General features: G+C 70.9%; 25 protein-coding genes. 13 read left to right on the top strand and 12 right to left on the bottom strand.

Annotated elements, in window-relative coordinates:
• Positions 1-24 precede the first annotated feature (24 nt).
• Positions 25-804, top strand: coding sequence for a rhomboid-like protein (locus ABT254_RS25680; RefSeq protein WP_351474426.1), 780 nt, complete (start codon positions 25-27; stop codon positions 802-804).
• Between the two features lie 168 nt (positions 805-972).
• Positions 973-3387 carry an endopeptidase La gene (lon, locus tag ABT254_RS25675; protein ID WP_351474424.1) on the top strand — a complete coding sequence of 805 codons (2415 nt, stop codon included), beginning with the start codon at positions 973-975 and terminating at the stop codon, positions 3385-3387.
• A gap of 167 nt (positions 3388-3554) precedes the next feature.
• Here lon and ABT254_RS25670 read toward each other — a convergent pair whose 3' ends face one another.
• Positions 3555-4379, bottom strand: a complete 825-nt coding sequence (locus ABT254_RS25670) for a lysozyme (RefSeq protein WP_351474422.1) — start codon at positions 4377-4379, stop codon at positions 3555-3557.
• A 235-nt stretch (positions 4380-4614) separates the two neighbouring features.
• Here ABT254_RS25670 and ABT254_RS25665 point away from each other — a divergent pair, with 235 nt between their 5' ends.
• Positions 4615-5106, top strand: a complete 492-nt coding sequence (locus ABT254_RS25665; protein ID WP_351474420.1) for a MarR family winged helix-turn-helix transcriptional regulator — start codon at positions 4615-4617, stop codon at positions 5104-5106.
• A gap of 141 nt (positions 5107-5247) precedes the next feature.
• On the opposite strand, the gene ABT254_RS25660 is transcribed toward ABT254_RS25665, so the two are convergent.
• From ABT254_RS25660 to ABT254_RS25650, 3 genes are all read right to left on the bottom strand, one after another.
• Positions 5248-6480 (bottom strand): sensor histidine kinase, encoded by a 1233-nt coding sequence (locus ABT254_RS25660; RefSeq protein ID WP_351474417.1) that lies wholly within the window; start codon positions 6478-6480, stop codon positions 5248-5250.
• A gap of 26 nt (positions 6481-6506) precedes the next feature.
• The gene (gene cseB, locus ABT254_RS25655) at positions 6507-7175 is read right to left on the bottom strand and encodes a two-component system response regulator CseB (protein WP_351474414.1); all 669 of its coding nucleotides are present in this window, start codon (positions 7173-7175) and stop codon (positions 6507-6509) included.
• 96 nt (positions 7176-7271) lie between these two features.
• Positions 7272-7736 (bottom strand): hypothetical protein, encoded by a 465-nt coding sequence (locus ABT254_RS25650; protein ID WP_351474411.1) that lies wholly within the window; start codon positions 7734-7736, stop codon positions 7272-7274.
• A gap of 259 nt (positions 7737-7995) precedes the next feature.
• Here ABT254_RS25650 and ABT254_RS25645 point away from each other — a divergent pair, with 259 nt between their 5' ends.
• The 3 genes from ABT254_RS25645 to ABT254_RS25635 all read left to right on the top strand — a co-directional run bounded on the left by ABT254_RS25645 (position 7996) and on the right by ABT254_RS25635 (position 9759).
• Positions 7996-8631, top strand: coding sequence for a hypothetical protein (locus ABT254_RS25645; RefSeq protein ID WP_351474409.1), 636 nt, complete (start codon positions 7996-7998; stop codon positions 8629-8631).
• A gap of 100 nt (positions 8632-8731) precedes the next feature.
• On the top strand, positions 8732-9565 hold the full coding sequence (locus ABT254_RS25640; RefSeq protein WP_351474407.1) for a helix-turn-helix domain-containing protein: 834 nt from the start codon (positions 8732-8734) through the stop codon (positions 9563-9565).
• Positions 9562-9759, top strand: coding sequence for a DUF397 domain-containing protein (locus ABT254_RS25635; RefSeq protein ID WP_351474405.1), 198 nt, complete (start codon positions 9562-9564; stop codon positions 9757-9759). The genes ABT254_RS25640 and ABT254_RS25635 overlap by 4 nt, the downstream gene beginning before the upstream one ends.
• A 9-nt stretch (positions 9760-9768) precedes the next feature.
• Here ABT254_RS25635 and ABT254_RS25630 read toward each other — a convergent pair whose 3' ends face one another.
• The gene (locus ABT254_RS25630) at positions 9769-10557 is read right to left on the bottom strand and encodes a protein phosphatase 2C domain-containing protein (RefSeq protein WP_351474402.1); all 789 of its coding nucleotides are present in this window, start codon (positions 10555-10557) and stop codon (positions 9769-9771) included.
• 379 nt (positions 10558-10936) lie between these two features.
• Between ABT254_RS25630 and ABT254_RS25625 the strand changes: the two genes are divergently transcribed.
• From ABT254_RS25625 to ABT254_RS25605, 5 genes are read left to right on the top strand one after another with little or no spacing between them, the layout of a single operon-like run.
• Positions 10937-13852 carry a sensor histidine kinase gene (locus ABT254_RS25625; protein WP_351474399.1) on the top strand — a complete coding sequence of 972 codons (2916 nt, stop codon included), beginning with the start codon at positions 10937-10939 and terminating at the stop codon, positions 13850-13852.
• A complete protein-coding gene (locus ABT254_RS25620) occupies positions 13849-14352 on the top strand; it encodes a roadblock/LC7 domain-containing protein (protein WP_351474396.1) in 504 nt (167 codons plus the stop codon). Before ABT254_RS25625 ends, ABT254_RS25620 begins: the two co-directional genes overlap by 4 nt.
• Positions 14349-14759 (top strand): DUF742 domain-containing protein, encoded by a 411-nt coding sequence (locus ABT254_RS25615; protein WP_351474393.1) that lies wholly within the window; start codon positions 14349-14351, stop codon positions 14757-14759. The genes ABT254_RS25620 and ABT254_RS25615 overlap by 4 nt, the downstream gene beginning before the upstream one ends.
• Positions 14740-15366 carry a GTP-binding protein gene (locus tag ABT254_RS25610; RefSeq protein ID WP_351474391.1) on the top strand — a complete coding sequence of 209 codons (627 nt, stop codon included), beginning with the start codon at positions 14740-14742 and terminating at the stop codon, positions 15364-15366. Before ABT254_RS25615 ends, ABT254_RS25610 begins: the two co-directional genes overlap by 20 nt.
• A gap of 58 nt (positions 15367-15424) precedes the next feature.
• A complete protein-coding gene (locus ABT254_RS25605; RefSeq protein ID WP_351474388.1) occupies positions 15425-16675 on the top strand; it encodes a styrene monooxygenase/indole monooxygenase family protein in 1251 nt (416 codons plus the stop codon).
• Here the strand turns inward: ABT254_RS25605 and ABT254_RS25600 are convergent.
• The 4 genes from ABT254_RS25600 to ABT254_RS25585 all read right to left on the bottom strand — a co-directional run bounded on the left by ABT254_RS25600 (position 16672) and on the right by ABT254_RS25585 (position 19864).
• Positions 16672-17724: a C40 family peptidase gene (locus ABT254_RS25600; protein WP_351474386.1), complete on the bottom strand. Its 1053-nt coding sequence runs from the start codon at positions 17722-17724 to the stop codon at positions 16672-16674. The genes ABT254_RS25605 and ABT254_RS25600 overlap by 4 nt on opposite strands.
• 104 nt (positions 17725-17828) lie before the next feature.
• Entirely contained in the window at positions 17829-18143 is a 315-nt protein-coding gene (locus tag ABT254_RS25595) for a DUF8847 domain-containing protein (protein WP_351474383.1), read from the bottom strand.
• 10 nt (positions 18144-18153) lie between these two features.
• On the bottom strand, positions 18154-18801 hold the full coding sequence (locus tag ABT254_RS25590) for a TetR/AcrR family transcriptional regulator (RefSeq protein ID WP_351474380.1): 648 nt from the start codon (positions 18799-18801) through the stop codon (positions 18154-18156).
• Positions 18802-18925: 124 nt separating this feature from the next.
• Complete coding sequence (locus tag ABT254_RS25585; RefSeq protein WP_351474377.1) at positions 18926-19864, bottom strand: AurF N-oxygenase family protein; 939 nt, start codon at positions 19862-19864, stop codon at positions 18926-18928.
• A 127-nt stretch (positions 19865-19991) separates the two neighbouring features.
• Here ABT254_RS25585 and ABT254_RS25580 point away from each other — a divergent pair, with 127 nt between their 5' ends.
• On the top strand, positions 19992-21122 hold the full coding sequence (locus ABT254_RS25580) for a ferritin-like domain-containing protein (protein ID WP_351474374.1): 1131 nt from the start codon (positions 19992-19994) through the stop codon (positions 21120-21122).
• A gap of 19 nt (positions 21123-21141) precedes the next feature.
• On the opposite strand, the gene ABT254_RS25575 is transcribed toward ABT254_RS25580, so the two are convergent.
• Entirely contained in the window at positions 21142-21651 is a 510-nt protein-coding gene (locus ABT254_RS25575; RefSeq protein ID WP_351474371.1) for a DUF3291 domain-containing protein, read from the bottom strand.
• A gap of 167 nt (positions 21652-21818) precedes the next feature.
• On the opposite strand from ABT254_RS25575, the gene ABT254_RS25570 reads away from it, so the two are divergent.
• Positions 21819-23783 (top strand): sensor histidine kinase, encoded by a 1965-nt coding sequence (locus tag ABT254_RS25570; RefSeq protein WP_351474368.1) that lies wholly within the window; start codon positions 21819-21821, stop codon positions 23781-23783.
• On the opposite strand, the gene ABT254_RS25565 is transcribed toward ABT254_RS25570, so the two are convergent.
• Positions 23763-25238, bottom strand: a complete 1476-nt coding sequence (locus ABT254_RS25565; RefSeq protein ID WP_351474365.1) for a penicillin-binding transpeptidase domain-containing protein — start codon at positions 25236-25238, stop codon at positions 23763-23765. The two genes, ABT254_RS25570 and ABT254_RS25565, sit on opposite strands and share 21 nt — an antisense overlap.
• Positions 25238-26620: an FtsW/RodA/SpoVE family cell cycle protein gene (locus ABT254_RS25560; protein ID WP_351474363.1), complete on the bottom strand. Its 1383-nt coding sequence runs from the start codon at positions 26618-26620 to the stop codon at positions 25238-25240. The genes ABT254_RS25565 and ABT254_RS25560 overlap by 1 nt, the downstream gene beginning before the upstream one ends.
• Between the last annotated feature and the right edge of the window lie 21 nt (positions 26621-26641).

The following is a 26641-nucleotide window of genomic DNA, read 5'->3' as shown; positions in this document are numbered from 1 at the left end:
GCGCAACGGAAGGAGCGCCGCACCGTGGAACCCATCGCGACGGCCGAGAACGAACCATCGGTCGCGCCCCTTCCCGACGTGTCCGAACTCCTCGACGGTATGCCGCGTCAGCGCGGCGCGGCCACCGCCGCCGGACCGACCGTGCAGGTGCCCCTCCCCGCGGCCCGCACCCTGCGCCCCTGGCGCCTCCTGCCGACCCCCACCGGCACGCCGTTCACCTTCGCCTACGCGGCGGTCCTGGCGCTCACCACACTGATCACCACGTACGCCGCCCCGTCCCTCGTCGACACCCTGCTCCAGGCCTCCAGCACGGACGTCGCACATCTCGTGCAGACGCCCGTGCTGGTGCTGCTCGCCAGCGCGCTGTGGATCGCGGGCGGGCTCGCGTCGCCGTACGTGATCTGCTTCCTGCTCGTCCTGACGGCGCTGGAGCGGCGGATAGGCGGGGCGCGCACCGCCGTCGTCTTCCTGCTCGGCCATGTCCTGGCCACCCTCGCGACCGAGGTCCCCATCGGCCTTGCCGTCCTCGTCGGCCACCTCCCCGACAGCTCACTGCACCGCTTCGACTACGGCATCAGCTTCGGCGTCGCCGCCAGCGTCGGAGCCCTGGCCGGGCTGCTCACACCCTGGCTGCGCTGGCCGGTGCTGGTCCTGTTCGGCGGCATGCTGGTCGAGGACCTGATCGAGTTCACGGACCCCATGACCAACTGGGGCCACCTCATCTCACTGGCCATAGGCATCGCGACCTGGCCGATGATTCGCCGCTGGTACCGAGCGGTCACCCCCAGCCCGTCCGGCGTTTGAGGACAAGGCCCCGTCAGGGCCGAAAGGCGGGGGTCTGGGGGCTGCAAACCCCCAGCGAACGCCCACTGCACCGCCGTGATCGCTGACAGCGAACGGGGTCCCGGGAACATTGGCGGAGCGCCATGCATTGAGTCGGCATAACTCAACTTGACTGCCGGAGGGTAGATCATGGCATCGACGTCCACACCGCTCACCCTGCCCGTGCTGCCGCTCGACGACGAGGTCGTGCTGCCCGGCATGGTGGTTCCGCTGGACCTGAACGACGCCGACGTACGCGCCGCGGTGGAGGCCGCCCAGGCCGCCGCCCGCTCCGAACCGGGAAAGCCCAAGGTCCTGCTGGTGCCACGCATCGACGGCACATACCCCGGCACCGGTGTGCTCGGCACCGTCGAGCAGGTCGGCCGGCTCGCCGACGGTGACCCGGGCGCCCTCATCCGCGGCCGCGGCCGTGTGAAGATCGGCGCCGGCACCACCGGCCCGGGTGCGGCGCTGTGGGTCGAGGGGACGAGGATCGACGAGAGCGTGCCCGAGCCGCTGCCCGGTCACGTCACCGAACTGGTCAAGGAGTACAAGGCCCTTGCCACCGCCTGGCTCCGCAAGCGTGGTGCCTGGCAGGTCGTCGACCGTGTCCAGGCCATCGACGACGTCTCCGCGCTCGCCGACAACTCCGGTTACTCGCCCTTCCTGACCACCGATCAGAAGATCGAGCTCCTGGAGACCACCGACCCCGTCGCCCGCCTCAAGCTGGCCACCCAGCACCTGCGCGACCACCTCGCCGAGCAGGACGTCGCCGAGACCATCGCCAAGGACGTCCAGGAGGGCGTCGACAAGCAGCAGCGGGAGTTCCTGCTCCGCCGCCAGCTGGAAGCCGTACGCAAGGAACTGCGCGAGCTCAACGGCGAGCAGGACGGCGAGGAGTCCGACGACTACCGCGCCCGGGTGGAGGCAGCCGACCTGCCGGAGAAGGTCCGCGAGGCGGCGCTCAAGGAGGTCGACAAGCTGGAGCGGTCCAGCGACCAGTCCCCGGAGGGCTCCTGGATCCGCACCTGGCTGGACACCGTCCTCGAACTCCCGTGGAACGAGCGGACCGAGGACGCGTACGACATCCAGGGCGCCAAGGCGATCCTCGACGCCGAGCACGCGGGCCTGGAGGACGTGAAGGAGCGCATCACCGAGTACCTGGCGGTGCGCAAGCGCCGCAGCGAGCGGGGCCTCGGCGTCGTGGGCGGCCGCCGCGGCGGCGCCGTACTGGCCCTCGTCGGCCCGCCCGGCGTCGGCAAGACCTCGCTCGGCGAGTCCGTCGCGCACGCCATGGGCCGCAAGTTCGTCCGCGTCGCCCTCGGCGGCGTCCGTGACGAGGCGGAGATCCGCGGCCACCGCCGTACATACGTCGGTGCCCTGCCCGGCCGTGTCGTCCGCGCCATCAAGGAGGCCGGTTCGATGAACCCGGTCGTCCTGCTCGACGAGATCGACAAGGTGGGCTCGGACTTCCGCGGCGACCCCGCGGCCGCCCTCCTGGAGGTCCTGGACCCGGCGCAGAACCACACCTTCCGCGACCACTACCTGGAGGTCGAACTCGACCTGAGCGACGTCGTCTTCCTCGCCACGGCGAACGTCCTGGAGGCCATCCCGGAGGCCCTGCTCGACCGTATGGAGCTGGTCCGCCTCGACGGCTACACCGAGGACGAGAAGATCGTCATCGCCCGCGACCACCTGCTGCCGCGTCAGCTGGAGCGCGCGGGGCTGCGGTCGGACGAGGTCACCATCGACGAGGGCGCGCTGCGCAAGCTGGCCGGCGAGTACACCCGCGAGGCGGGCGTCCGCACCCTGGAGCGCTCGATCGCCCGGCTGCTCCGCAAGGTCGCGGCGCAGCACGAACTGGGCGACCGGGAGCTGCCGTTCACCATCATGGACGGCGATCTGCGCGGCCTGATCGGGCGGCCGCACCACGTGCCCGAGTCCGCCCAGGACCCCGCGGAGCGCCGTACGGCGGTCCCGGGCGTGGCGACCGGTCTCGCGGTCACGGGAGCGGGCGGCGACGTCCTCTACGTGGAGGCGTCCCTGGCCGACCCGGAGACGGGTGCGGCGGGGCTGACCCTCACCGGTCAGCTGGGTGACGTGATGAAGGAGTCGGCGCAGATCGCGCTGAGCTTCCTGCGCAGCCACGGCGCCGAACTGGAGCTGCCGGTCGCGGACCTGAAGGACCGTGGAGTGCACATCCACTTCCCGGCGGGCGCGGTCCCGAAGGACGGCCCGAGCGCCGGCGTCACCATGACGACGGCCCTGGCATCCCTCCTCTCCGGCCGCCTGGTCCGCACGGACGTGGCGATGACCGGTGAGGTCTCGCTGACCGGCCGTGTCCTGCCCATCGGCGGCGTGAAGCAGAAGCTGCTCGCCGCGCACCGGGCCGGGGTCACCACCGTGATCATCCCCAAGCGCAACGAAGCCGACCTGGACGACGTCCCGGCGGAGGTGCTGGACAAGCTCGACGTCCACGCCGTCACCGATGTCCGCCAGGTCCTGGAGCTGGCCCTCGCGCCCGCCACGAGCGACGCGAAGCCGGAGGTTCCGGTGGCGGCGTGACGGACGCCATCGGATAAGGGAAGGCCCGGGTCCCGTGAGGGAGGCTCGGGCCTTCGCCGTACGCACCGACGGATCAGCCGTTGGCCAGCGCCTGCACCCGATCCAGTGCCCCGTTGCTGCATGTCCCGGGGGCTGACCCCGGACCCCCAGCCGGGGTGGTGGGTGTCTTAACCGTTGGCCAGCGCCTGCACCCGATCCAGCGCCCCGTTGAATTTGTCGTGATCTCCGACGGTTGGGCCGGACGAGGTGTACTGCCACATCGTGTAGTAGCTCCAGCCCGCCGGCAGTGTCCCCACGTCCGACGCGTACCGGGCGATCCACAGGGGGTTGGCCGAGGCGAATCCCGCGTAGTTGCCCGTGCAGTCGCTCCACCAGCTCGTCGCCGTGTAGATCACCGCGTCCCGGCCCGTGCGTGCCTTGTACGTCTTCAGGAAGTCGGCGATCCAGCCGACCATCGCGCTCGCCGACTTGCCGTAGCACTCCGCGCCGTACGGGTTCCACTCGATGTCGAGGGTGCCGGGGAGGGTCTTGCCGTCCTTGGACCAGCCGCCGCCGTGGTCGACGAAGTAGTTCGCCTGGGTCGCGCCGCTGGTGGTGTCGGGGGTGGCGAAGTGGTACACGCCGCGGATCATGCCGACGTTGTACGAGCCGTTGTACTGCTGGGCGAAGTAGGGGTTCGTGTAGTACGTCCCTTCGGTCGCCTTCGTATAGGCCCACTTGACCCCGCTGCCCCACAGCGTCGACCAGGCGACGTTGCCCTGGTGGGCGGAGACGTCGACGCCCTCCGTCTGGGTGACGGCGGTGGGAGCGGGAGCGCCGTTCTGCCCGTCGTGGGCGAGGACGCCCATGCCCATGCGGGCGGAGCCGCGCGGCGGTTTCGCCGCGTCAGCCGCGTCGGCCGGAGCGGTGAGGGCGAGGGGGAGTGCGGCGAGCAGAAGCCCGGCGAGGAAGAGGCGCCGGGGGCGGACCGATCCGGGTCTGTGCACGGGCATGGCGGGCCTCCGAGGGCTCGGTGATGCTCGGTGGGGGAAGCGCTGCACTGCCGGGATGCTGCCGGTGGGAGCAGTCGGCAGTCTCCTGGTAGGAAGCTACGCACGTAGATGAACGAGTGGGAAGGGGGGCCGGAGGCCGCCGTTGGTCTAGCCCTGCGAAATACTTGGGGAGCTGCGGCAACGACGGGGTCTGGCGGAAACTTTCAGTATCGGGAAAACCGAGGCAGGGGCTGACGTGCACGAAGGCGGAAACGGGGACGAGGGCCGGCTCCCGGACCGGACGGCACCGAGCGGCGCGGACCAGGAGTACCTGTCCCTGGAGCGCGAGCTGACGGTTCTGCTGCGGCGCGCCCGGGCCAACCAGGGCGAGATGGCCCGCGAGGTCCACCCCGACCTGGAGTCCGCCGCGTACGGCCTGCTGGTACGCCTCGACGAGCACGACCGCCTGCGCGCCACCGAGCTCGCCGCCTACATCGGCGTGGGCAAGGCCACCATGTCCCGGCAGCTGCGCGCCCTGGAGGACCTGGGCCTGGTCGCCCGCGAACCCGACCCGGCGGACGGGCGGGCCTGGCTCGTCCACCTCACCGAGGAGGGACACCGCCGGGTGAGCAGGGTCCGCGACGCCCGGCGGGCACGCTACGTCAGCCAACTGGCCCACTGGGACCGGCGCGAGGTGGCCGAACTGGCGCGGCTGCTGGGGGAGTTGAACCGGGGCATGGAGAAGTAGACGGACGCCGGTCATCCGGCCGCCCTTCATGTGTCGGCGCAGCCGCCCTCGTCGGGGTGGTTTGTGGAAGGTGAGCGGCCGGGTCTGGCCGGTGGCGATGGGGTCCGGACCCGTGTCCGGGTCGGGTTGCCCGGCCGCCTTTCAGGCGTCGGCGGCGCCGCCCCCGCTGAGGCGCAGGGTCGCCTCCGCACCCCCGTCGGGATGGTTGCGGAAGGTGAGACAGGCGCCGAGCAGGCGGGCCTGGCCGGAGGCGATGGTCAGGCCCAGGCCTGTTCCCGCCGACCCGGAGCCGGTGCGGAAGCGCTGCGGGCCGGAGGCGGTGAGGACGCTCAGCAGATCGGGCGGGAAGCCGGGGCCGTGGTCGCGGACCCGGACGATCGCTCCGCCGTGGTCCTTGTCCACGTCGACCGTCACCGGCGGGGCACCGTGCCGCAGCGCGTTGGTGACCAGGTTGGTGAGGATCCGCTCCACACGCCGCGGATCGGTCTCCACGAGCGTGTCCGCGACGATCCGCACCTCCACCCCCTCCAGTCCGGCGACCGCGCGCCGGGCCATGGCGCTGACCTGGCGGGGTTCGGTCTCCACACAGGCCACCTGGGCATCGAGGCGGGCGACTTCGAGGACGTCCTCGACCAGCCCGCGCAGCTTGTGCACCCCGCCCGCGACCAGGTCGGTGGCCGGATGGGCCGGCAGCAGGCCGGTCGCCGTCACCATGGCCGCGACCGGTGTGCGCAGTTCGTGCGCGATGTCGGCGGTCACCCGCCGCTCGGCCTCCAGCCGGGCGCCGAGCGCGTCCGCCATGGTGTTCACGGATGCCGCCAGCCAGGCGATCTCGTCCCGCCCCTGAGGGCCGATACGGGCGTCCAGGTCGCCGTGGGCGATGCGTCCGGCCGTACGGGCGGCGGCCGTGGCCCGGTGGCCCATCCGCACGCCGAGAGCCAGCCCGGCGAGGGACACGACCACGGTGGCCGCCGCGCCCGTGGTGACCAGTGTCCGGTCCAGCGCGGCCAGTTCGTCGGCCTCACAGCCGTAAGGCCGCGACAGCGCGAGCACCGTCCGGTCGGAGATGCGGGTCGCCGCCCACAGCACCGGGTCGGGTCCGTCCTGGAGGTAGGTGACGCGAACGCCGCGACGTACCGCCCTCGACACGGGCGCGGGCAGGTCCGGCGGGTCGAGCCGGGCCTCCGACTTGCGGCCGGCCGCCTGGTCGTAGACGGCGGTCATCAGCCGCCGGTCCATGTCGGAGCGGGCCGTGGTCAGCTGGTTGGCGGCGGTGATGCGGTGGACGAGCAGCCCGACCGTGCTCGCGACGCAGACGGCCGCCGTGGCGACGGCCAGGGCCACCTTCGTGCCGATGTTCAGCCGTATGTTCATGGGAGCCGTACCGATGTGCCGGCCCACTACGGGCGCAGCTTGTAGCCGAAGCCGCGCACCGTCTCGATGCGGTCACGGCCGATCTTGCAGCGCAGCCGCCGTATGTGGACGTCCACCACCCGGGTGTCGCCGGACCAGGCGTAGTCCCACACCCTCTCCAGCAGCAGGTCCCGGGTGAACACCATGCCGGGCGCGGCGGCGAATTCCTGAAGCAGCTTCAGCTCCGTGGTGGTGAGGGCGAGTGGCCTTCCGTCCCGGCACACATTCAGGGTCTGCGGGTCGAAGGCCAGGTCGCCGAAGACGAGCGGGGCGCTGTCCGGCCGCCGCTCGGCGGGCGCGGCGCGCCGCAGCAGGGCGCGGATCCGGGCGGCCAGCACCAGCCCGTCGAACGGCTTGGTGACGTAGTCGTCGGCGCCGGCCTCCAGGCCCATCACCACGTCCACGGGATCGTTGCGGGCCGAGATCAGCAGCACCGGCACCCGCGACTCCTCGCGGATACGGCCCGCGAGGCTCACCCCGTTGAGGCCGGGCAGCATGATGTCCAGGACGGCCACGTCCGGCGCCTGCTCCCGGAACAGGGCGAGCCCGCTCGTCCCGTCGGCGGCGGTGCGGACCGCGTAGCCGCTGCACTCCAGGGTGAGACGAGTCGCCTCCCGGATCATCTCGTCGTCCTCGACCAGCAGGACCTCGTGCATGTGTGTCTCCTGAGACGTCGTGCTCCGGCCCCAGAGGACCAGTCCTATGTGTCGGTGACCCGGCGACCGGTTCACAGTTGCGGGGCGAAAACGTTGTCATGCCGCCGGCACCTGTAGGTGCAGGTCACCGACGGCCCTCGCCCATTGGGGCGCGGGCGGGTGAGCGGGGCTGAGCACGGCGTGGCCGTAGTAGGCGGCGTACTCGCGCTTGACCAGGTCGCTGAGAACGAGACGCACGGGGTAGTACGGCGGGTTGTCCTTGCCGTGGGGACACAGCGACACGCAGGCGAAGTCGACCACCAGCCCGGTCCCGACCGCCCGGGGCGTGCCCCAGCCGCGCCACTTCATGCCGTACAGAGTGGTGACTTCGGTCAGATCCATCACGTCGGGGCGCTGCCGCGAGATGGAGCGTGCGTCGCTGACGTAGACCGGCCCCGTCCAGGGGATCGCGGTCGGTGCCGGGCCCTCGATGTGCGCGCCACCTGCCCCCGTGCCGCATCCGGCGAGGCCCAGGCAGCTCATGGCGAGCAGCAGACACCGCGCCCGTCCGCCGTATCGCATGCCGTTTCCTTTCCCCTGCGCCCACGGGACGACCAGCTTCACGGCCCCCCGTTAACGAGAAATGTCCTGACAGCAAGGACTCGGCAATGCATGGAATCGCTCCCACATCTCTGTAACAGCCGTACGTCATTTCCGTCCGGCAGCCGTGATCCGGCCGCCGGGCCACTGTCATGCGCGGCTGGTCCTCTTTGGTCAGCCGGAGCGCACCGCCCCGGAAAGGGTCCGGAACCAGGATCCGAGACAAGACCAAGGAGCCACCATGTCCTCGTCCGAGATGTTGGAGACGCCGCCCGAGAAGCGGCGCGGCCGCGCACGGCGTGCCCGGATGGTCGCCGTTCCCGCCATGCTGCTCAGCCTCACCGTCGGCGGGCTCGGCCTGTCCGCCACCGCGCACGCCGCCGATAGTCCCCAGTGCCCCCCTGGGGCGCCCCCGTCCTGCGGGGCGGCCAACAAGGGCAAGGCGCCGGTCTCGGGCGACGAAGAGCACCCCGGAAGGCTGACTCCGGGAAAGATGCAGGACAAGACCCTGAAGACCTGGCAGCGCATCGGCTGGCCGAACTGGCGCAACATCGGCGACCGTGACACCTCCATTCAGGTCAGCAGTTGGGTCGACCAGCAGCGCCGCGCGCACGGTGAGTGGGTCGAGACGGGTGGTCGATACTGGGACAACGGCGGCTCTCTCCGGGACTTCATGAACGAGGGCTTTGCGGGCTCGTCGTCGCAGAACTACCAGGGAACGTTCCAGGAGTACGTCGCGACCACCTTCGACCACGACCCCAGCGGGGAGGGGGAGCGGACGGGCCAGGACCGGTTCGTGCGTGCGATCAGCACCGGTGATGTGTGGTTCACGCGGGACCACTACAGGAGCTTCATCTACCTCGGCAAGCAGCAGTAAGTCCAGGGCCGGCAGGAACCCCCGGGACGGGAGCCCGGGGGTTCCGTGACTTTCACCTTCCGTGCCCGATCGGCTTCGAAGCGTGCCTATTCTCGGAAGCATGCCTCAGCCGAAGAATCTTGACCCCGCCTCCATGAAGGAGTTCTACGGCGCCGAGCTCAGGCGGCGCCGCGAGGAGGCGGGGCTGTCGCAGTCCGGGCTCGGAGACCTCGTGTTCTGCTCGGGGGCGTACATCGGGTACCTGGAAATGGCCGCCCGCAGCCCGCAGTTGGACCTGGCCGAGCAGATCGACTCCGTCCTGAAGACGGACGGGTTCTTCCGGCGGCTGTGCGGGGCCGTTCTCAAGGGGTCCAAGTTCGCCGGTTATTTCGCGGCGGCAGCCGAGCTGGAGCAACGGGCCCTGACCATCTGCGACTTCGCCACGACCGTCGTGCCGGGGCTTCTCCAGACGCCAGCCTTCACGCGGGCCTTCATTCGTTCCCTCCGGCCCCTGGTGGACGAGCAGGAGATCGAGCAAATCGTCGGCGCACGGCAGGAGCGGGCTCGGGCTCTGCTCAAGAACCCTCTGGAACCCGAGCTGTGGTTCGTCATCCATGAGGCCGTGCTGCGCACTCATGTCGGCGGAACCGAGGTGATGCGCGAACAACTGGAACACATCGCCGGCGTCTCCCGGAACCATCAGGCGGTCATCCAGGTCCTGCCGTTCTCGGCCGGGATGACTCCACTCATGTACGGCCCGATGAGGGTCATGACCTTTGCCGAGGAGCCGTCCGCCGCCTACACGGAGACTGCCCACACCGGCCAACTGATCGAGGATCCGGCCGTAGTCGCGAGCATCGCCAAGTCATACGATCTGGCCAGGGCCGCAGCCATGTCCCCGGAAGCGTCCCTGGGCTTTGTCGATCGGCTACTCGCGGAGGACTTCACACCATGAACGGCACGCCCGACCTGCGGTCCGCTTGCTGGCGCAAGTCCTCATACAGCAACGCGGAAGGCGGAGAGTGCGTGGAGGTCGCCGACAACTTCCTCGGCGTCATACCCGTCCGCGACAGCAAGGTCCCCGACGGCCCAGTCCTGCTGGTGTCGCCGGCGGCCTGGACGGCGTTCATACGCAACGCCGCCAAGTAGCCCACCGGCTCACAACTCCACGTACACGACCGTCGCGTCGTCATGCGTCTTGCTGCGCCGCAGATACCTCCGCTCCTCCGCGTCGGCCCGCTCCAGCACCCGTACCCGGTCGACCAGCGCCTGCGCCCCCTCCTTCCGCACAAAGCGGAAGCAGTCCGCCCAGTCGCCCTCCCGGAACTTCTCCACCCACCGGGTGGCGCCGTCCGTCAGGGCGGCCAGGGCCCGGACGTCGCCCCGCGACAGCACGCCCGTCACCGCCCGCGGCGCCACGGCCGGATCCGCGGCGGCCGTAAAGAAGCCGCCCTCCTTGTTCCGGACCGTCGAGTCCACGATGGCGTCCGTGGCCAGGGACGAGCGCGGCAGCCGGGACAGGCGGTCGTCCAGGAGGGAGGTGACCGTGCCCTCCGGTGACTCCACCAGCAGGGCCGAGTCCGACAGGACCAGGTACTCGACCCTCTCCACGCCCCACCGCGCCATGACCACCGTTGCCTGTGGGGTGCGTGGGTGAGAAAGGTCACAGGTGGTCGCGTGGGCCTCGGCCGTACGGCTGATGGCGCGGGCCAGCGCCTCCTGTAGCGGAACATCCGGGAGGGAAACGGTCAGTTCGGTCAGGGCTCCGCCGAGACGGGACGTGTACCAGGGGACGGAATGCAGACAGCCCGTCCCGCCGCGCGGTGGCGTCACACCGTCCAGGACGACGAGGGTCCCGCCCTGGCCGGAAGCGGGGAGCGTGGCCGCGGCGAAGTCCTCGTTGGGGTAGGCGGGATCACCCGGCTCCGAGACAAGTTCCGTATGCATTCGGCCAGTCTGCACGACGTCTTCACAAGGTTCGCCAAAGCCTGGCATCGGTCGCGGAATTGACGCACTCGCGCAGGTCAGGCGCCCTGTTTGGGGTGGAATCCGTTGTTCCGGGAAGCCGTGGCGGCGAATACTGCCACCGCCCGGCGCGGACGTCCAACCGGCCTGCCGCACAGGGCCGCTGAACCCTTCCCAGGAACTTGCTCGCCAACTCCCCTCCGATGTTCACTCCTTCGGGTGGCGGGTCAGGTGATGCTCGTCCACTGCCCACCGGCACTGGGAGGGTCGGCACCGTACTGGGCGTACGTACAGTCGACGTCGGTTGACGGAGCGTCACACCCGGGCCCATGAGTACCACGAGTCAGGATTGCGAGCACCGGTGCAGAAGACGCGGCCTCGTCGCACAGGCAAGCAGACGGACCCCGCAGCGGGCGTGGAGCACACGTCCGGCAGCACCGCCACCACCGGCAAGGGCCGGCCCACGCATGTACGCAACCGGCTCGTCGTCGCCGTCGCCGTGGTGGCCGCCGCGATAGCCGGGGCCGGTGTCCCTTCCGTCCTGGCCGCCTCCGGGCAGCTCAGCGACTCCCAGGACCTGGTGACGCTCGCCGGGCGGACCCAGGACGCCCTGGCCCTGGCGCATTCGCTCGCCGACGAGCGGGACGAGGTGACGTCCTACATCGCCGCCGGACGGCCCAAGTCCAAGGCTCCCTCCGAGCAGCGCAGCGCCCGCGTCGACCGGCAGGTCGAGGAGCTCCAGCAGAACACCGACACCCCCGCCGCCCTCCGCGGCGATCTGGACGGCATCGCCGCGCTGCGCCGCGCCGCGCTCACCGGCAAGAGCGACGCCCTGCAGACGCACGACGCCTACTCCGCCGCCATCACCGAGCTGCACCGGCTCGCCGAGCAGCTGGCGCAGCAGATGCCGCCCCGCGCCGGATCGGGCGCCTACGCCCTCGCCGAGCTGGACACGGCCGTGCAGCAGGCCGCCGCCACCCGAGGCCTGCTCCTCGCGGCGCTCAACGTGCCCAGCGCCACCCAGACGGTCATCAGCCCGGTCACCGGACTGCCGACCACGGTCACCTCCTCCTCGGCCACCGAGACCAAGCAGCGCAATGCGCTGACCGCGGCCGCCCAGCAGGCCAGGCTGCGCTCCGACGCGGCCCTCGCCGACTTCCACGACACGGCGACCAAGGCCGCCCGGACGTCGTACGACTCCACGGTCACCGGCCCCGAGGTCAACTCCGCCGAGAAGTACCTGGCCAGGCTCACCGACCAGCCGACGCTGACCGAAGCCGAACTCGGCACCAGCGCCGCGAAGGTCGACGCCGCGCTCTCCGCCCGTATCGACGCGATGCGCGGCGCGGAGTCCGCCCTCTACGACCGCCGTACCAAGGACCTGGCCCAGCTGCGCGACGACGACGTCAACGCTTTGGAGCTGCGGATCGCCGTCCTCGGCGCTCTGATGCTGCTCGCCGTCGGCATCGCCACGGCGATGGCCCGCACCCTCACCCGGCCGCTGTCCGTGCTGCGCCGCGGCTCGGCCCGGCTCGCCGAGGCGGCGGACCCCGCCGCCGAGGAACCGGTCACCTTCACCGGCCGCAACGACGAGTTCGCGCAGGTCGTCCGCTCCGTCAACGCCCTGCACGCGCACGCCGCGGCCCTCAGCGAGCGCATCGTCACGCTGGAGGCCGACCGCAAGCACCTGGTCGGCCAGCGCCAGAAGATGGCGGACGCCCGTGAGGAGCTGCGTGCCGAACTCGGTGAGTCGGCGGCCCGGTTGGAGCGGCTGCGGGAAAGCATCGGCGGCACGTTCGTGAACCTCTCCCTGCGCACCCTGGGCCTGGTCGAGCGCCAGCTCGCCGTCATCGAGAGCCTGGAGGAGCGCGAGCAGGACCCCGAGCGCCTGGCCACCCTCTTCAAGCTGGACCACTTCGCGACGGTCATGCGCCGCCACAGCGAGAACCTCCTGGTCCTCGCCGGCACGGAGCACGTCCAGCAGCACGCGGGACCCGTCCCGCTCGTCGACGTCGTGCGCGCCGCGGTCAGCGAGATCGAACGGTACGAGCGCGTCCGTATCGCCGTGCTGCCGCCGCACGCGCACGTGGCGGGCTTCGCCGCGGACGACCTCTCCCACTTGCTCGCCGAACTGATGGAGAACGCCACCTCGTTCTCCCCGCCGGACCTGCCCGTCGAGGTCTCCGGCTGGCTCCTGGAGAACGGCGAGGTCATGCTCTCCGTCCAGGACGAGGGCATCGGGATGACGAGCGACCGCCTGACCCGCCTCAACGCCCGCCTCGCCGAGTTCGACCCCGAGTCCCCCTACGACCAGGAGGGCGAGGAGGGCCTGGGTCTCGGCCTCTACGTCGTCGCACGCCTGGCCCACCGCCACGGCGTCCGCGTCCAGCTGCGCGAGCAGAAGCAGGGCGGCGTGGCGGCGGTGGTGGTCCTCCCGAACCCCCTGCTGGCGGCGGCCCCCTCCGCCGCGGTCCCGTCGTCGGCCTCCCCGGCGACCGGCAGCACGCTCGGCTTCTCCCTCCCGGGGGCGGACGCGGAGGCCAACTCCAACGAGCTGCCCGCCCGCCCGAAGCCGACGGACCCCCTGGTGGCCCTGGCGGAGGAGGCCCTCCAGCGCGAGACACCCACGCCGGCCGAAACCACGATGGAACTCCTGCTCCCTGACCTGGCGCCCGAGGCCCAAGGCCAGCCGGCCGTCGAGGGGGCGGAGGCCCATGGCCGGTCGGCCGTCGCAGGGGTGGAGGCCCATGATCGGTCGGCCGTCGCAGGGGCGGACGCCCATGGCCCGTCGGCCGCCGAAGGTACGGAGAGCCATGGCGGGCCCGCGCCCGAGGCGACGGAGGGCCAGCCCCTCGCGTCCGGGATGATCCCGCACCAAGCCCGACCGGCAGCCGCCGACGGCGAGTCCGCCCCACAGGGGCCACCCGCAGCCGAAGACGAAAGTGGTACGGGTGGTGCGGGTGGGACCACATCCGTCGATGGCGAAGCCGAGACGGAACACGAACGCGCCGAGGACGAGCAGCTCACCGACAAGGGCCTCCCCAAGCGCACCCCCAAGATCACCGCACCGACCGAGTCCACACCCCAGCGCCCCCGCACCGTAGACGCGGAAGCCCTCCGCAGGAGACTCGGCGGCTTCCGTACCGGCGCCCAGGCCGGCTACCGCGCCGTAGAGGCGGAGGTCGCCGAACAGACCGCCCAGAACCAGATGCCGGGCGCCGCACCAGCCGTATCCGAAGAAACCACGGGGGGCACTGTCGAGGAGGCAAGCAGTTGACCGCGCCCAGTACCTTCGGACTGAGCAGTGAAGCCCGCAACCTGCACTGGCTGCTGACGAACCTGGTCGAGGAGGTGCCGGGCATCCAGTCAGTAGCGGTGGTCTCCTCGGACGGCCTGCTCCTGCTCTCCTCCGACCCCGGCCGCAACGACGAGGCCCGCCAGGCCCGTGACACAAAACCCACCGGCCCAAGGGGCTCCTCCGCCGACCTCGCCACCATCGTCTCCGGCATCGGCAGCCTCACCATCGGCGCGGCCAAGCTGATGGACGGCGGCGCCGTGAAGCACACGATGGTCGCGATGGAGGAGGGCAGCCTGTTCGTGATGTCGATCAGCGACGGCTCGCTGCTCGGCGTGCACGGCTCCGCGGACTGCGACATGAGCGTGGTGGCGTACCACATGGCCCTGTTCGTGGGCCGCGCCGGCCACGTCCTGACGCCGGAACTCCGCAGCGAGCTACGAAAATCCCTGGAGTCCGAGTCCGCCGGGAGCCACCGATGAGCAGTTCGCCCAGGAAGCTGCCCGTTCGCGGCGGCGACCGCAAGCCGGCCCGGGTGCGCCCCTACTCGCTCACCGGTGGCCGTACCCGCTTCGGCCACGTCCTCCTCGTGGAGACGTTCGTGGCGGCGCTCGACGCCCCGGAGGAGCGCAAAGAGCTGACGAACGGTTCCCTCAGCACCCGGGTCATGCCCGAGATGCAGGCCATCGTCGAACTGTGCCGCCGTATGCGCACGGTGGCCGAGATCGCAGCACTGCTGAAGATGCCGCTGGGCGTGGTCCGCGTGCTGCTCAGCGATCTCGCGGACCAGGGCAGGATCCGCGTGTACGGAACAGGTACCGGGCACGGCACGGGCCGCCCGGACCGCGCTCTGCTGGAAAGGGTGCTGAGTGGACTCCGTCGCCTTTAGAGACACCGCCTTCACGGACACCGACGAGGACCTGAAGTCCTGGCAGACGGACCGCACCCGGGCCCCGATCGCGACGAAGATAGTCGTGGCGGGCGGTTTCGGCGTCGGCAAGACCACCCTGGTCACCGCCGTCTCGGAGATCACGCCCCTGCAGACCGAGGCGCTGATGACCGAGGCGAGCGAGGAGACCGACGACCTCACCGCCACACCGGGCAAGCTGACCACCACCGTGGCCATGGACTTCGGCCGTCTCACGCTCGACGACGACCTGGTGCTCTATCTGTTCGGCACGCCGGGCCAGCAGCGGTTCTGGTTCATGTGGGACGACCTGGTGCGCGGCGCGATCGGCGCGGTCGTCATGGCCGACACCCGTCGCCTGAAGGACTGCTTCCCCGCGCTTGACTACTTCGAGAGCTGCGGACTGCCGTACGTGGTCGCGGTCAACCACTTCGACGGCAGCGAGCTGTTCGAACCGGAGGACGTGCGGGAGGCGTTGACGATCCCCGCGCACATACCTGTAATGATCATGGACGCACGCCGCCGGATCTCGGTGATCGAGACCCTGCTGTCCCTGGTGGGCCACGCTCTGGACGTCACCCCCGAGTAGCCCCCGGCAGCCCCGCGAGCAGTCCCCGAGCAGTCCCGGAGTAGGAGAACAGCCCCGCATGCGGAAGATACTCGTCGTAGGAGCCGGCCAGTCCGGTCTCCAGATCGCCCTCGGACTCCAGTCGCACGGGTACGAGGTCACCCTGATGTCGAACCGGACGGCGGACGAGATCCGCTCCGGCCGGGTCATGTCGACGCAGTGCATGTTCCACACGGCACTGCAGCACGAGCGCGATCTCCAGCTGAACTTCTGGGAGTCCCAGGCCCCGAAGATCGAAGGACTCGGCGTCTCGGTCGCGGCCCCCGGCTCGCACGACCCGGGTCCGACGCAGCGCGTGATCGACTGGGTGGGCAAGCTGGACGGGTTTGCGCAGTCGGTGGACCAGCGGGTGAAGATGGCCGGCTGGATGGAGACCTTCGCCCAGCGCGGCGGCCAGCTGGTCATCCACGGCGCGGCGGTCTCCGACCTCGACTACTTCTCCCGTACGTACGACCTGGTGCTCGTCTCGGCGGGCAAGGGCGAGCTGGTGTCCATGTTCGGCCGGGACGCGTCCCGTTCGCCGTACAGCGAGCCGCAGCGCGCCCTGGCCGTCTCGTACGTCCACGGCCTCGGCCCCCGTCCGGAGCACCCGGACTACGACGCGGTCCGCTGCAACCTGGTCCCGGGCGTGGGCGAGCTGTTCGTCATGCCGACGCTCACCACCTCCGGCCGTGCCGACATCCTCTTCTGGGAGGGCATACCCGGCGGCCCGCTCGACGTCTTCAACGGCGTCAAGGACCCGGCGGAGCACCTCTCCCTGACCCTGGAACTCATGGAGAAGTTCACGCCCTGGGAGTTCGAGCGGGCCAAGGGGGTCGAACTGACCGACGCGGGCGGCGTGCTGGCCGGCCGCTACGCCCCCACCGTCCGCAACCCCATCGGCCGGCTGCCCGGCGGCGGACTGGTCCTCGGCGTCGCGGACGTCGTCGTCGCCAACGACCCGATCACCGGCCAGGGCTCCAACTCCGCCTCCAAGTGCGCGGCCTCGTATCTCGCGTCGATCCTGGAGAACGGCGAGAAGGAGTTCGACGAGACCTGGATGCAGGCCACGTTCGACCGCTACTGGGAGACCGCCCGGCACGTCACCAAGTGGACGAACGCGATGCTCGCCCAGCCGCCGGAGCACATCCTCAACCTGATCGGCGCGGCCGGCCAGCTCCAGCCGGTCGCCGACCGCTTCGCCAACGGCTTCAACGACCCGTCCGACTACGAGAACTTCTTCTACGAGCCGGAGAAGACGGCCGCCTACCTCGCGGAAGTGACCGGCTAGGCGTTCTTGTGGCGTCGGTCCGGGCGCACGGCTCCCAGGATCGGGTAGGACGCGAGAGGTGAGACCCTGACCGTCTCGCCCGTCCGCGGGGCCTGGATCATCATGCCCTCGCCCAGGTACATCGCCACATGCGTGGCCTCCGGGAAGTAGATCACGAGGTCGCCCGGGCGCAGCTTCTTCAGCGGGATCCGCGGCAGCCGCGCCCACTGCTCCTGGCTGGTGCGGGGGATCGGCGTACCGGCCCTGGCCCAGGCCTGGGAGGTCAGGCCCGAGCAGTCGTACGACTTCGGGCCCTCGGCCCCCCACCGGTACGGCTTCCCGAGCTGCCGCACGGCGTATCGGAGGGCCCGGGCGCCTTTCCGTGAGGGACGGCGTTCGCCGCTCAGCACACCGGAGGCCATCAGCCGCTGTTGCGCCGCGGCGGTGCCCTTCTTCTCCAGCTCGCCGAGCGCCGCCAGCTGTTGCGGGGTGAGGGAGGCGAGGAGCTTCTCGACGTCCTTCAGACGCGCCTGTACGTCGTCGCGGTCCTTCCTCTGCCGTTCGGCGAGGGCGAGTTGTTCGTCGAGGGCCCTGCGCGCCCGGCGGTCCAGCTCGCCGGCCTGCTTCTCACTCGCGGTCAGCCGGCCGACCGCCTCGACCCGCTCCCGCGCCAACTGGCCGATCACATGCCCCTGGTCGAGCGCCTGCTGGGGGTTGCGGGCGAGCAGCAGACGTACGTACGCGGAGATCTCGGTGCTGTCCTGGTACTGCTGTCTGGCCAGCCGTCCCGCGGCGATGCGGCTGTCGTGCAGCGAGCGGCGGGCCAGGGCCAGTTCGCGGTCGAGACGGGCCACTTCCGCGCGCTGTTTCGTCAGCTTCTCCGCGGTGGCGTTGTAGGTCTCGGTGGCCTTCTCGGCCTCCCGGTACAGCCGCTGAAGATCCGTCAGCTGCTGGGCGACGGTACGCCCGCCGGGCTCCGCCCCGGGCACGGCCGCGGCGGGCGGCGGCACGAGGAGAGCGCCGGCGGCCATCGCCACCGTGCAGACCAGACGCACGAGCTTTCCTGACACATCATCACCTCCGGTGCGGGGCAGCCCCTCTGCTCCGCACAGTGAGGTGTTGACGTCCCCGCGGCCGATGACGCGCCGCGTGTGCGCCGATCAGCGCAACCTCGTCACCCGTCCGTGTCGTCCGGCTTGCGGCCCGGCGTGGCGTCTGGATCGGCGTCCGGCTTGGACCACGGCCACTTCAGCCGGTCGCTCGGCCTTCCCTCGGGGTCGTACGCGTACTTCCAGCCCTGCGGCAGCCCGAGCCGCTTGCTGTGGCCGCGCGGGACGCGCCGGTAGACGAACACGGTGGGCGGGCCGCCCGCCGCGTCCGGCACGGGGATGCGGTACGTCTTGGGCGGGTGCCCGGTGGGGCCCACGAGGACCGGCAGCACCCGGCCGTCCATCGGCCCGCCCTCGAACGGTGTCTCTTCGCTCTTCACGGCACCAGTCTCAGACATCCTCGGCCAGCGCCCGCACCAGCACGGCGGTCTGCGGGTCGCGGGACGCGGTCACCGAGAGGACGGCGACGAACTGCTCGACCAGCCAGTCCCGCAGCTCGTCGAGCGGCGGCCGCTTGTCCTCGTCGAGCCAGATCAGGGAGGCCGCCTCGACCGCGGTGATCCACATCCGCACGGTCATACGCAGCAGCAGCCCGGGGTCCGTGACCTCCAGATGGCTCAGAATGTGCTCGGCGGCGGCCCGCCGCACCCCGTCCACGATGGCGGTCGTCCGGGACGTCTCCACCACGCTGCCGCCCTGCAACAGCGCACTGAACCCGGCGTCGTGCTGGTCGACGAACGCGAGATACCGGTCGAGCGCCCGGGCGAGCCTGGGCAGCAGCGGCCCGACCCGCGCCTCGTCGAAGCACTGCTGGAGCTCGTCCGCGGCGGACCGCAGGGCAGCCTCGTAGAGCTGCTGCTTCCCGCCGGGGAAGTACCGGTACACCAGGGGACGGGAGACCCCGGCCGCCTCGGCCACGTCGTCGAGGGAGACGTCCTCGGGGGCACGGTGAGCGAAGAGGCCGAGCGCGGCTTCGAGCAGCTGGCTGCGGCGCTCTTCGACACTGAGTCGACGGTAGGCGGGGGCGGAGGGGGTCATACGGTGCAGCGTAACCGCCTCAGCTGCGGGCAGTCGTGCCGCTTGGGGCGGCACCCGTCCCACAGAGAGCGGCACCCCGCCGGCGCGGGCAAGCGAACCCACCCCACCGGCCCGCACTCTGCACTCAGGCCAGCAGCCCCGAGCTCTTCCACAGCCGTCGCCCGACACCCCGCAGCACCCCGATGTCGTCCAGGAAGTCGGTCAACCTCTTCGCTCCGGTCTGCATGACTTCCCTCCGGTGCGCGCTGCCGCGAACCTGCGCCATCGCCTCCCGCCTGTCCAGCCCCACATTGGTATAGACCTCTGGATTGATGAACGCCACCGAGAACACCCGCGCAAACTCACCGGAGGTGACCCGCGTGAACTCCTGCGACCACCGCGGCGCGGTCACCATCTGCCGCCGCAGCTCCTCCCGCGCGTAGCGCACATGCCGGGCCTCCTCCACGACATGGATCCGCGTGACCCCCCTGATCAGCGGCTGCACCCGCTCGTCCGGGAACGTCAGCCGCTGCATCCAGTCGAGCACCTCCTCACCGAGGAGCGTGGCCGTGAAGGACCCGGGCGTGGTGGAGATCGTCTTGAACAGGCGCCCCAGGTTCTGGTGCACCCGGGCCACCGGATACCACGGCGCGTCCCCGCGCGAGATCAGCCGCGCGAACATCTTCGAGTGCCGGCACTCGTCCTCTATCTCCGTGAGCGCGTACCGCACATGCGCGCTCGTGGCCGCCTTGTCGTAGATGTGCCGTACCAGCAGCTGCATGAGGATCAGCTCGAACCAGATCCCGAGCGAGGCCAGCGCCGCCGCCTCGTGCTGCGAGAGCAGGATCCGCTGCTCCTCGCCCATCCGCTTCCACAGGGGCGTGTCGTACAGCGACACCAGCTCCGGCGGCCAGAACCACTTGCCCTCCTCGAAGGGCGCGTCCCAGTCCAGCTCCTTGTCCGGGTCGAAGGAGTGCTTGGCGGAGGAGGCGAGGAGCCGTTCGGCCACCTGTTCGCGGTCCTTGAGCAGTCCGAGCGCGTCGCGCAGACCGTCCAGCGCGTCGGCTTCCGTCAGGGTCGTCATCGTTCTCCCACCTCTGTTACCCGGGGTCACATCCTCCACCGCTTATGAGACTGCTTGTCAGCAAGCTCGTCAATCCCCTGCGCGCGACTTGTTGACCCCGCGTCTACCACGTGTGAGCCTGCGAAGCATGCCGACTTACGACCTGTACGCCATGGACTCGGGAGACCCTCTCTGGCAGGTGCCGGCGACCGGCGCGGCCCGTTTCAGCTGGGAGGCCATGTTTGTTGGCCAAAAGAATGGCTCCGGCCGCGACCGCCTGCTCGCCCTGTACCAGAAGGGCAAGGACAAGCAGTGGGACGGCCAGAAGCGCATCGACTGGGATCTCGAAGTCGATCCGTACGACCCCCTCGGCACCCCCGACGAGGCGATGTCGCTGTACGGCACCAAGCACTGGGCCAGGATGACAGACAAGGACAAGGGCGAGCTGCGCAAGCACTACGCCTCCTGGCAGTTCAGCCAGTTCCTGCACGGCGAGCAGGGCGCGATGATCTGCGCGGCCCGGATCGTGGAGTCGGTCCCCGATCTGGACGCCAAGTTCTACTCGGCGACCCAGACCATGGACGAGGCACGGCACGCGGAGATCTACGGCCGCTTCCTGCACGAGAAGATCGGGATGCTCTACCCGATCAACGACAACCTCCAGTCACTGCTCGGCGACACCCTCCGCGACAGCCGCTGGGACATGCCCTACCTGGGCATGCAGGTCCTGATCGAGGGTCTGGCGCTGGCGGCCTTCGGCATGATCCGCGACACGACGGACAAGCCCCTGCCCAAGCAGATCCTCGCCTACGTCATGCAGGACGAGGCCCGGCACGTGGCTTTCGGCCGTATGGCGCTGCGCGACTACTACAAACAGCTCACCGACGCCGAACTGCGCGAGCGCGAGGAGTTCGTCATCGAGGGCTGCTATTTGATGCGCGACCGGCTGCGCGGGGTCGAGGTCCTGGAGAACTTCGGCATCCCGAGGGCCGAGGCGGAGGAGTACAGCGAGCAGTCCGAATTCCTCGCGCTGTTCCGGCAGTTGCTGTTCTCCCGGATCGTCCCCTGCGTCAAGGACATCGGCCTGTGGGGCAAGCGGCTGCAGCAGGCGTACGTCGACATGGGCGTGTTCGAGATGGGCGACTCGAACCTGGACCTGCTGATGGCCCAGGACGAGGAGATCGCGGAGCAGCTGGACGCGGAACGGTTCGCGGCGGAGGAGCAGGAACGGGTCGCGGAGGTGGAGGGGGCGATCGAGGCGGGATCGGCCGAGGTGTGACGGTTGCCGAGCAGTGGGGTCAGGCCGGGCAGCCCAGGTCCTCCGGGATCGTCACCGCGGCCGCCTCCCGGGCTCCCGGTGGGAACGACGTCCGCAGGGTGAAGGCGTACGGCGTCGGGCCGTTCGCCCGCAGGTGCAGCAGCCGCTGCTCGGCCTCCGCGACCGTCGGCCGGTGTCCCGCCGGGACCCACCACAGGACGACCATGGCCTCCTGCACCCGCTCGAAGAACTCCCGGCGGCGGGCCAGCATCTCGCGGTGGCGGCCCTGGTACATGTACGCGGTCAGGGCGTCGCTGTCGCGCCACACCGACATGTTGATGATCAGCCACTCGTCGCCGAGGACGGGCACGTCCGTCGCGTTGCCCGAGTCGCTCTCGAGCCGCCAGACGAAACCGTCGGCCGCGTCGGCGTCGGCGTTCACGGGGTCGAGGTTGTCGACGAAGTCCTTCAACTGCGGGGAATCCAGAGGGGCTTTGAGGCGTCCGATGTTGACCTGGGCGAGTTGGTACGCGGCATCGGGTGTCGTCATGGACCGAACGATAGGTCGGGAGGGCCGGGCGATCCCAGACCCCGTCTCAGCATGTGAGCAATGTCCGCCTTTCACAGCCCGCCCACGGCCCGGGTGAGCTCCTGTGTACCGGCGCCTTACGGCGGGGAAACCCTGATTGGACCTGCCCGTCCGTAGCCTCGCGGGACATGACGGGGAATGCATCGACCACCCTCCGACCGGCTTGGCTCCGCCTGCCCGCGCTGCCCGGCTGGAACTCCATCCGAGGCCGTATGGCCATCGTCCTGGCCGTCCCGACCTGTCTTCTGCTCGCCCTGACCGGGCTGGGCGTGGCGGGCCGGGCCTCCGACTGGTCCGCCGCCCGGACGACCGAGGCGCACGTCGGCGTCCTGCTGCGGGTGCAGGACGTCGTACGCGAGGTCCAGCGTGAACGCGGGCTCACCAACGGGCTGCTGGGCGGCGCCGAGGAGTACCGGGACGACGTACGCAGTCAGCGGGAGCGGACCGACGCGGCGCAGGAGGCGCTGAGGGCGGCCCTCGACGACGAGCGCGGGGACCTGCCCGGCGCGGCCGTCAGGGCCCTCGACGCCGCGGAGCTTCCGCTCGCCGCGCTCACCTCGACCCGTACCGGCGTGGACGCCGGCACCGCCGACCGCACCGCCACCCTGAACACCTACACCAAGGCGGTGAGGGCCCTGATCGACGCCGAGTCCGCGGGGGCGCCGGGCGGTGACGGCCGGATCGCGCAGGAGGTGCAGGCACTCCAGGCGCTCGCCCGGGCCACCGAGGCGGTCGCGCTCGAACGCGGTGCCCTCAACGGGGTGTTCGCCGCGAAGCACTTCCGTTCCGGGGAGTACCTCGACTTCACCGAGATCCGCGCCACCCGCGTCGCAGCCCTCAACCAGTTCCGCGGTCTGGCGGGCAAAGCACAGCAGTCCGCGCTCGACAAGGCCTTCGCCACCGCCGCCGCCCGCCGTGTCTCCGGGTACGAGAAGCAGGCCGAGTCCGGCGCCGACGGATCCGCCCTGGCCGTCGCCCCCGGACGCTGGTGGGCCGACATGACCACCCTCGTCGACGATCTGCACGCCGTGCAGAAGCAGGTGGGCGACGACGTACGGGCCCGGGCGGCGGACGCCGGCGCCTCGGCCACCCGGGAACTGGTGGGCCATCTCGCCCTCGGGGCACTGATCCTCGCCGTGGCCACCGCCCTGGCCGTCTTCTCGGCCCGCTCCATCACCCGCCCGCTCGGCGCCCTCGCCGACGAGGCGGACGCCGTCGCCGGCGACCGGCTGCCCGCCGCGGTCCGGCGCATCCAGCAGGCCGATCCGGACACCCCGCTGCCCGCCGAAGAAGGAAACCCCGGGCTCCCGGGCAGCGCACGGGAGATCACCCGGCTCGCCGCCGCCCTGCGCAACGTGGAGCGCACCGCCGTCGACCTCGCCGCCGAACAGGCCGTCCTACGGCGCAACAGCACCGAGTCCCTGGCCAGCCTCGGCCGCCGCAACCAGGCGCTCCTCAACCGCCAGCTCGGTCTGATCACCACCCTGGAGAGCCAGGAACTCGACCCGGACGCCCTCGGGGAGCTGTTCGAGCTGGACCACCTGGCCACGCGGATGCGCCGCAACGCCGAGTCGCTGCTGGTGCTCGCCGGTGAGGAGTCCCCGGCCCGCTCCTGGTCCGGCACGATCGCCGTCGCCGACGTGGTGCGCTCGGCCGTCGCGGAGGTCGAGCAGTACCGGCGGGTCGCCGCCGTCGACCTCGAACAGTGCCGCATCCGCGGTCATGCGGTCGCCGAACTCTCCCACCTGCTCGCCGAGTTGGTGGAGAACGCCCTGATGTTCAGCCCGCCCAAACAGCCGGTCGAGATCTACGGCTGGCGGGACGGCACCGAGTACTGCCTCGCGGTGGTCGACCGGGGCATCGGTATGACACGGGAACGGATGGCACAGGCCAACTCCCTGCTCACCGGCCGGGGCGGCACACTCCTCACCGCCCCCACCCGCTTCCTCGGCCACCACGTAGTCGGCGCCCTCGCGGCCCGCCTGGGCGCCCACGTCGAACTGCGCCCCACCCAGGGCACGGGCGTCACGGCGTACGTGGCCCTGCCGGCCAAGCTGGTCCAGGAGCAGCCGTCAACTGCTGCTGTCGGGTGAGGAGTTCAGTACCGCCCGCATTACCTCCCGGGCGATCGGGGCGGCCATTCCGCCTCCGGTGATGTCCCCGCGCTCCGCCGAGGCGTCCTCCACCACCACGGCCACCGCGACCCTCGGCAGCACCTCGCGCTCGCTCTGCGCCCAGGACACGAACCAGGCGTACGGCGTACCGGAGTTGCCGACCCCGTGCTGGGCCGTGCCGGTCTTTCCGCCGACGATCGCGCCGGGGATCGCGGCGTTCGTGCCGGTGCCCTCCGTCACGACGTCCTCCATCAGCTGCTTCATGACGTCGGCGGTCTCCGGGCGCATCGCCTGACGCACCGGGCGCGAGCCCGCCGTGGTCATCGTGGCGCCGTTGCCCGTGGTCGTCCGCTCCACCAGATACGGCGAGCGCACCTGCCCGCCGTTCGCCACGGCCGCCGCGACCATCGCCATCTGCAGCGGCGTGGCCCGCGTGTTGTACTGCCCGATCGACGACAGCGCGAGCTGCGCCCGGTCGACGGAGGTGTCGAAGGTGCTCGGCGCCACGGAGAAGGGGATCCGCAGCCGGGGGTCGTTGAAGCCGAAGGCCTTCGCCGCGGCCCCCATGCGCCGCACGCCCACATCCACCCCCAGCTTCGCGAACACCGTGTTGCAGGACCACGCGAAGGCCTCCCGCAGCGGGGCGTCCTCACAGCCGTCGCCCTCGTTCATCAGCAGGGTCGTGGTACCCGGCAGCCGGTACGGGTCCGGCGACTCGGTCGGCCGGTCGACGTCCAGGACGACACCGGCGTCCAGCGCGGCCGCCGCGGTGACCACCTTGAACGTCGAACCCGGCGGATAGGTCTGCCGCACCGCCCGGTTGAGCATCGGCTTGTCCGGATCCTCGTTCAGCCGGACCCAGGACCGCTCCGTCGCCGCGGCGTTCCCCGACAGCACGGCCGGGTCGTACGACGGACTCGACACCAGCGCCAGCACCCGCCCCGTCGCCGGCTCGATCGCCGCCACCGCGCCCCTGCGCCCGTCGAGCCCCACGTACGCCGCCCGCTGCGCCGCCGGGTTGAGCGTCGTCACGACGTTGCCGCCCCGGCCCAGGGCCCGCGTGAGGTCGCCCACCAGGGGGAACGGCGAGAGCATCGGGTCGGTGCCGGACAGCACCGAGTCCCCGGTGTGCTCCAGCAGCGTGGTGCCGTACACCTGCGAGGCGAAGCCGGTGACGGGCGCGTACAACGGGCCGTCCGTGTACGTCCGTTCGTAGCGGAGCTGCTCGCCGGAGTCCCGGGAGCCGGTGACGCTCCGCCCGCCGACCAGGATGTTGCCGCGCGGCCGCTCGTAACGGGCGATGGTGGCACGGCGGTTGGCGGGATTGGAGTCGAAGGACTCGGCGCTGAAGACCTGGATGCGCACGGCGTTGACGAGGAGCGCGACGAGCAGGAGGGCGCAGAAGAAGGCGGCGTGCCGGATGTGCTTCGCCATCAGGGCGCCACCTCCCCGTTGTACTGCCGCCGCGCCGAATGGCTCACCCGGATCAGCAGCGCCACGATCGCCCAGTTGGTGACCAGCGAGGAGCCGCCCTGCGCGAGGAACGGCATCGCCATGCCGGTCAGCGGGATCAGCCCGGTCACTCCGCCCGCGATCACGAACACCTGGAGCGCCACGATCGAGGCGAGCCCGACCGCCAGCAGCCGGCCGAAGGGGTCGCGCAGGGTGAGGCCGGCCCGGTAACCGCGCTCCACGAGGAGGCCGTAGAGGAGGAAGAGCGCGGACAGGCCGACCAGACCCAGTTCCTCCCCGGCCGTCGCGAGGATGAAGTCGGACTTCGTGGCGAAACCGATGAGGATCGCATGGCCGAGGCCGAGGCCGGTGCCGAGGACGCCGCCCGCCGCGAAGGCGAACAGCGACTGGGCGACCTGGCCCGGACCCTGCCCCGCCTCGATGGTCGCGAAGGGGTGCAGCCAGTCCTGGACCCGGCTGTTGACATGCGGTTCCAGCCAGCCGACGGCCACCGCGCCCGCGGCGGCCAGCAGCAGGCCGACCGCGATCCAGCCGATGCGCCCGGTGGCGACGTACAGCAGGACCACGAACAGACCGAAGAACAGCAGCGAGGTGCCGAGATCCCGCTCCAGCACCAGCACCCCCACGCTCACCAGCCAGATGGCGAGGATCGGCCCGAGCGCCCGGCCCTTGGGCAGCTGGACCTTCCTGAACCGCCAGACCTGACGCCCGGTGTACGCGAGCGCGCTGCGGTTGGCCGCCAGATACGCGGCGAAGAACACCGCGAGGAGCACCTTCGCGAACTCGCCCGGCTGGATGGAGAATCCCGCGATCCGCACCCAGATACGGGCGCCGTTCACGGCCGGGAAGAGGATCGGGAGCGCCAGCAGGAAGAGCGCGGCGACCACCCAGACGTACGCGTACCGCTGGAGCCACCGGTAGTCCCGCAGCATCAGCACCAGCGCGATGAACAGGGCCACGCCCAGCGTGGACCACACGAGTTGGGTGGGGGCGGCCTGGTCGTGGGGGGTCTCCAGGTCGAGCCGGTGGATGAGCACCAGGCCGATGCCGTTGAGCAGCACGCCGATGGGCAGCAGCAGCGGGTCGGCGTAGGGCGCCCGTATCCGCACCGCGCAGTGGGCGAGCAGCGCGAGCACGCCGAGCCCGGCGCCGTAACCGGCGGCGCCGGGCGGGACGGTGCCGTTCCTGGCCAGGCCCACGGCGCAGTAGCCGTACACGCAGAGCAGTACGGCGACGACGATGAGGGTGAGTTCGATGCCACGGCGCCGGGGCAGACGGGTCACGGGAGGAACGGGGGTGTCCGGGGTGTCCGCCTGTGCCACGGTGGGTCCGGCGTTGATCATGTCCGGAACCTACCCAAATAG

The sequence above is a fragment of the Streptomyces sp. NPDC001137 genome (genome assembly GCF_040298885.1).
Taxonomy (GTDB): Bacteria; Actinomycetota; Actinomycetes; order Streptomycetales; family Streptomycetaceae; genus Streptomyces.
This window is presented reverse-complemented; position numbering and strand designations above follow the sequence as displayed.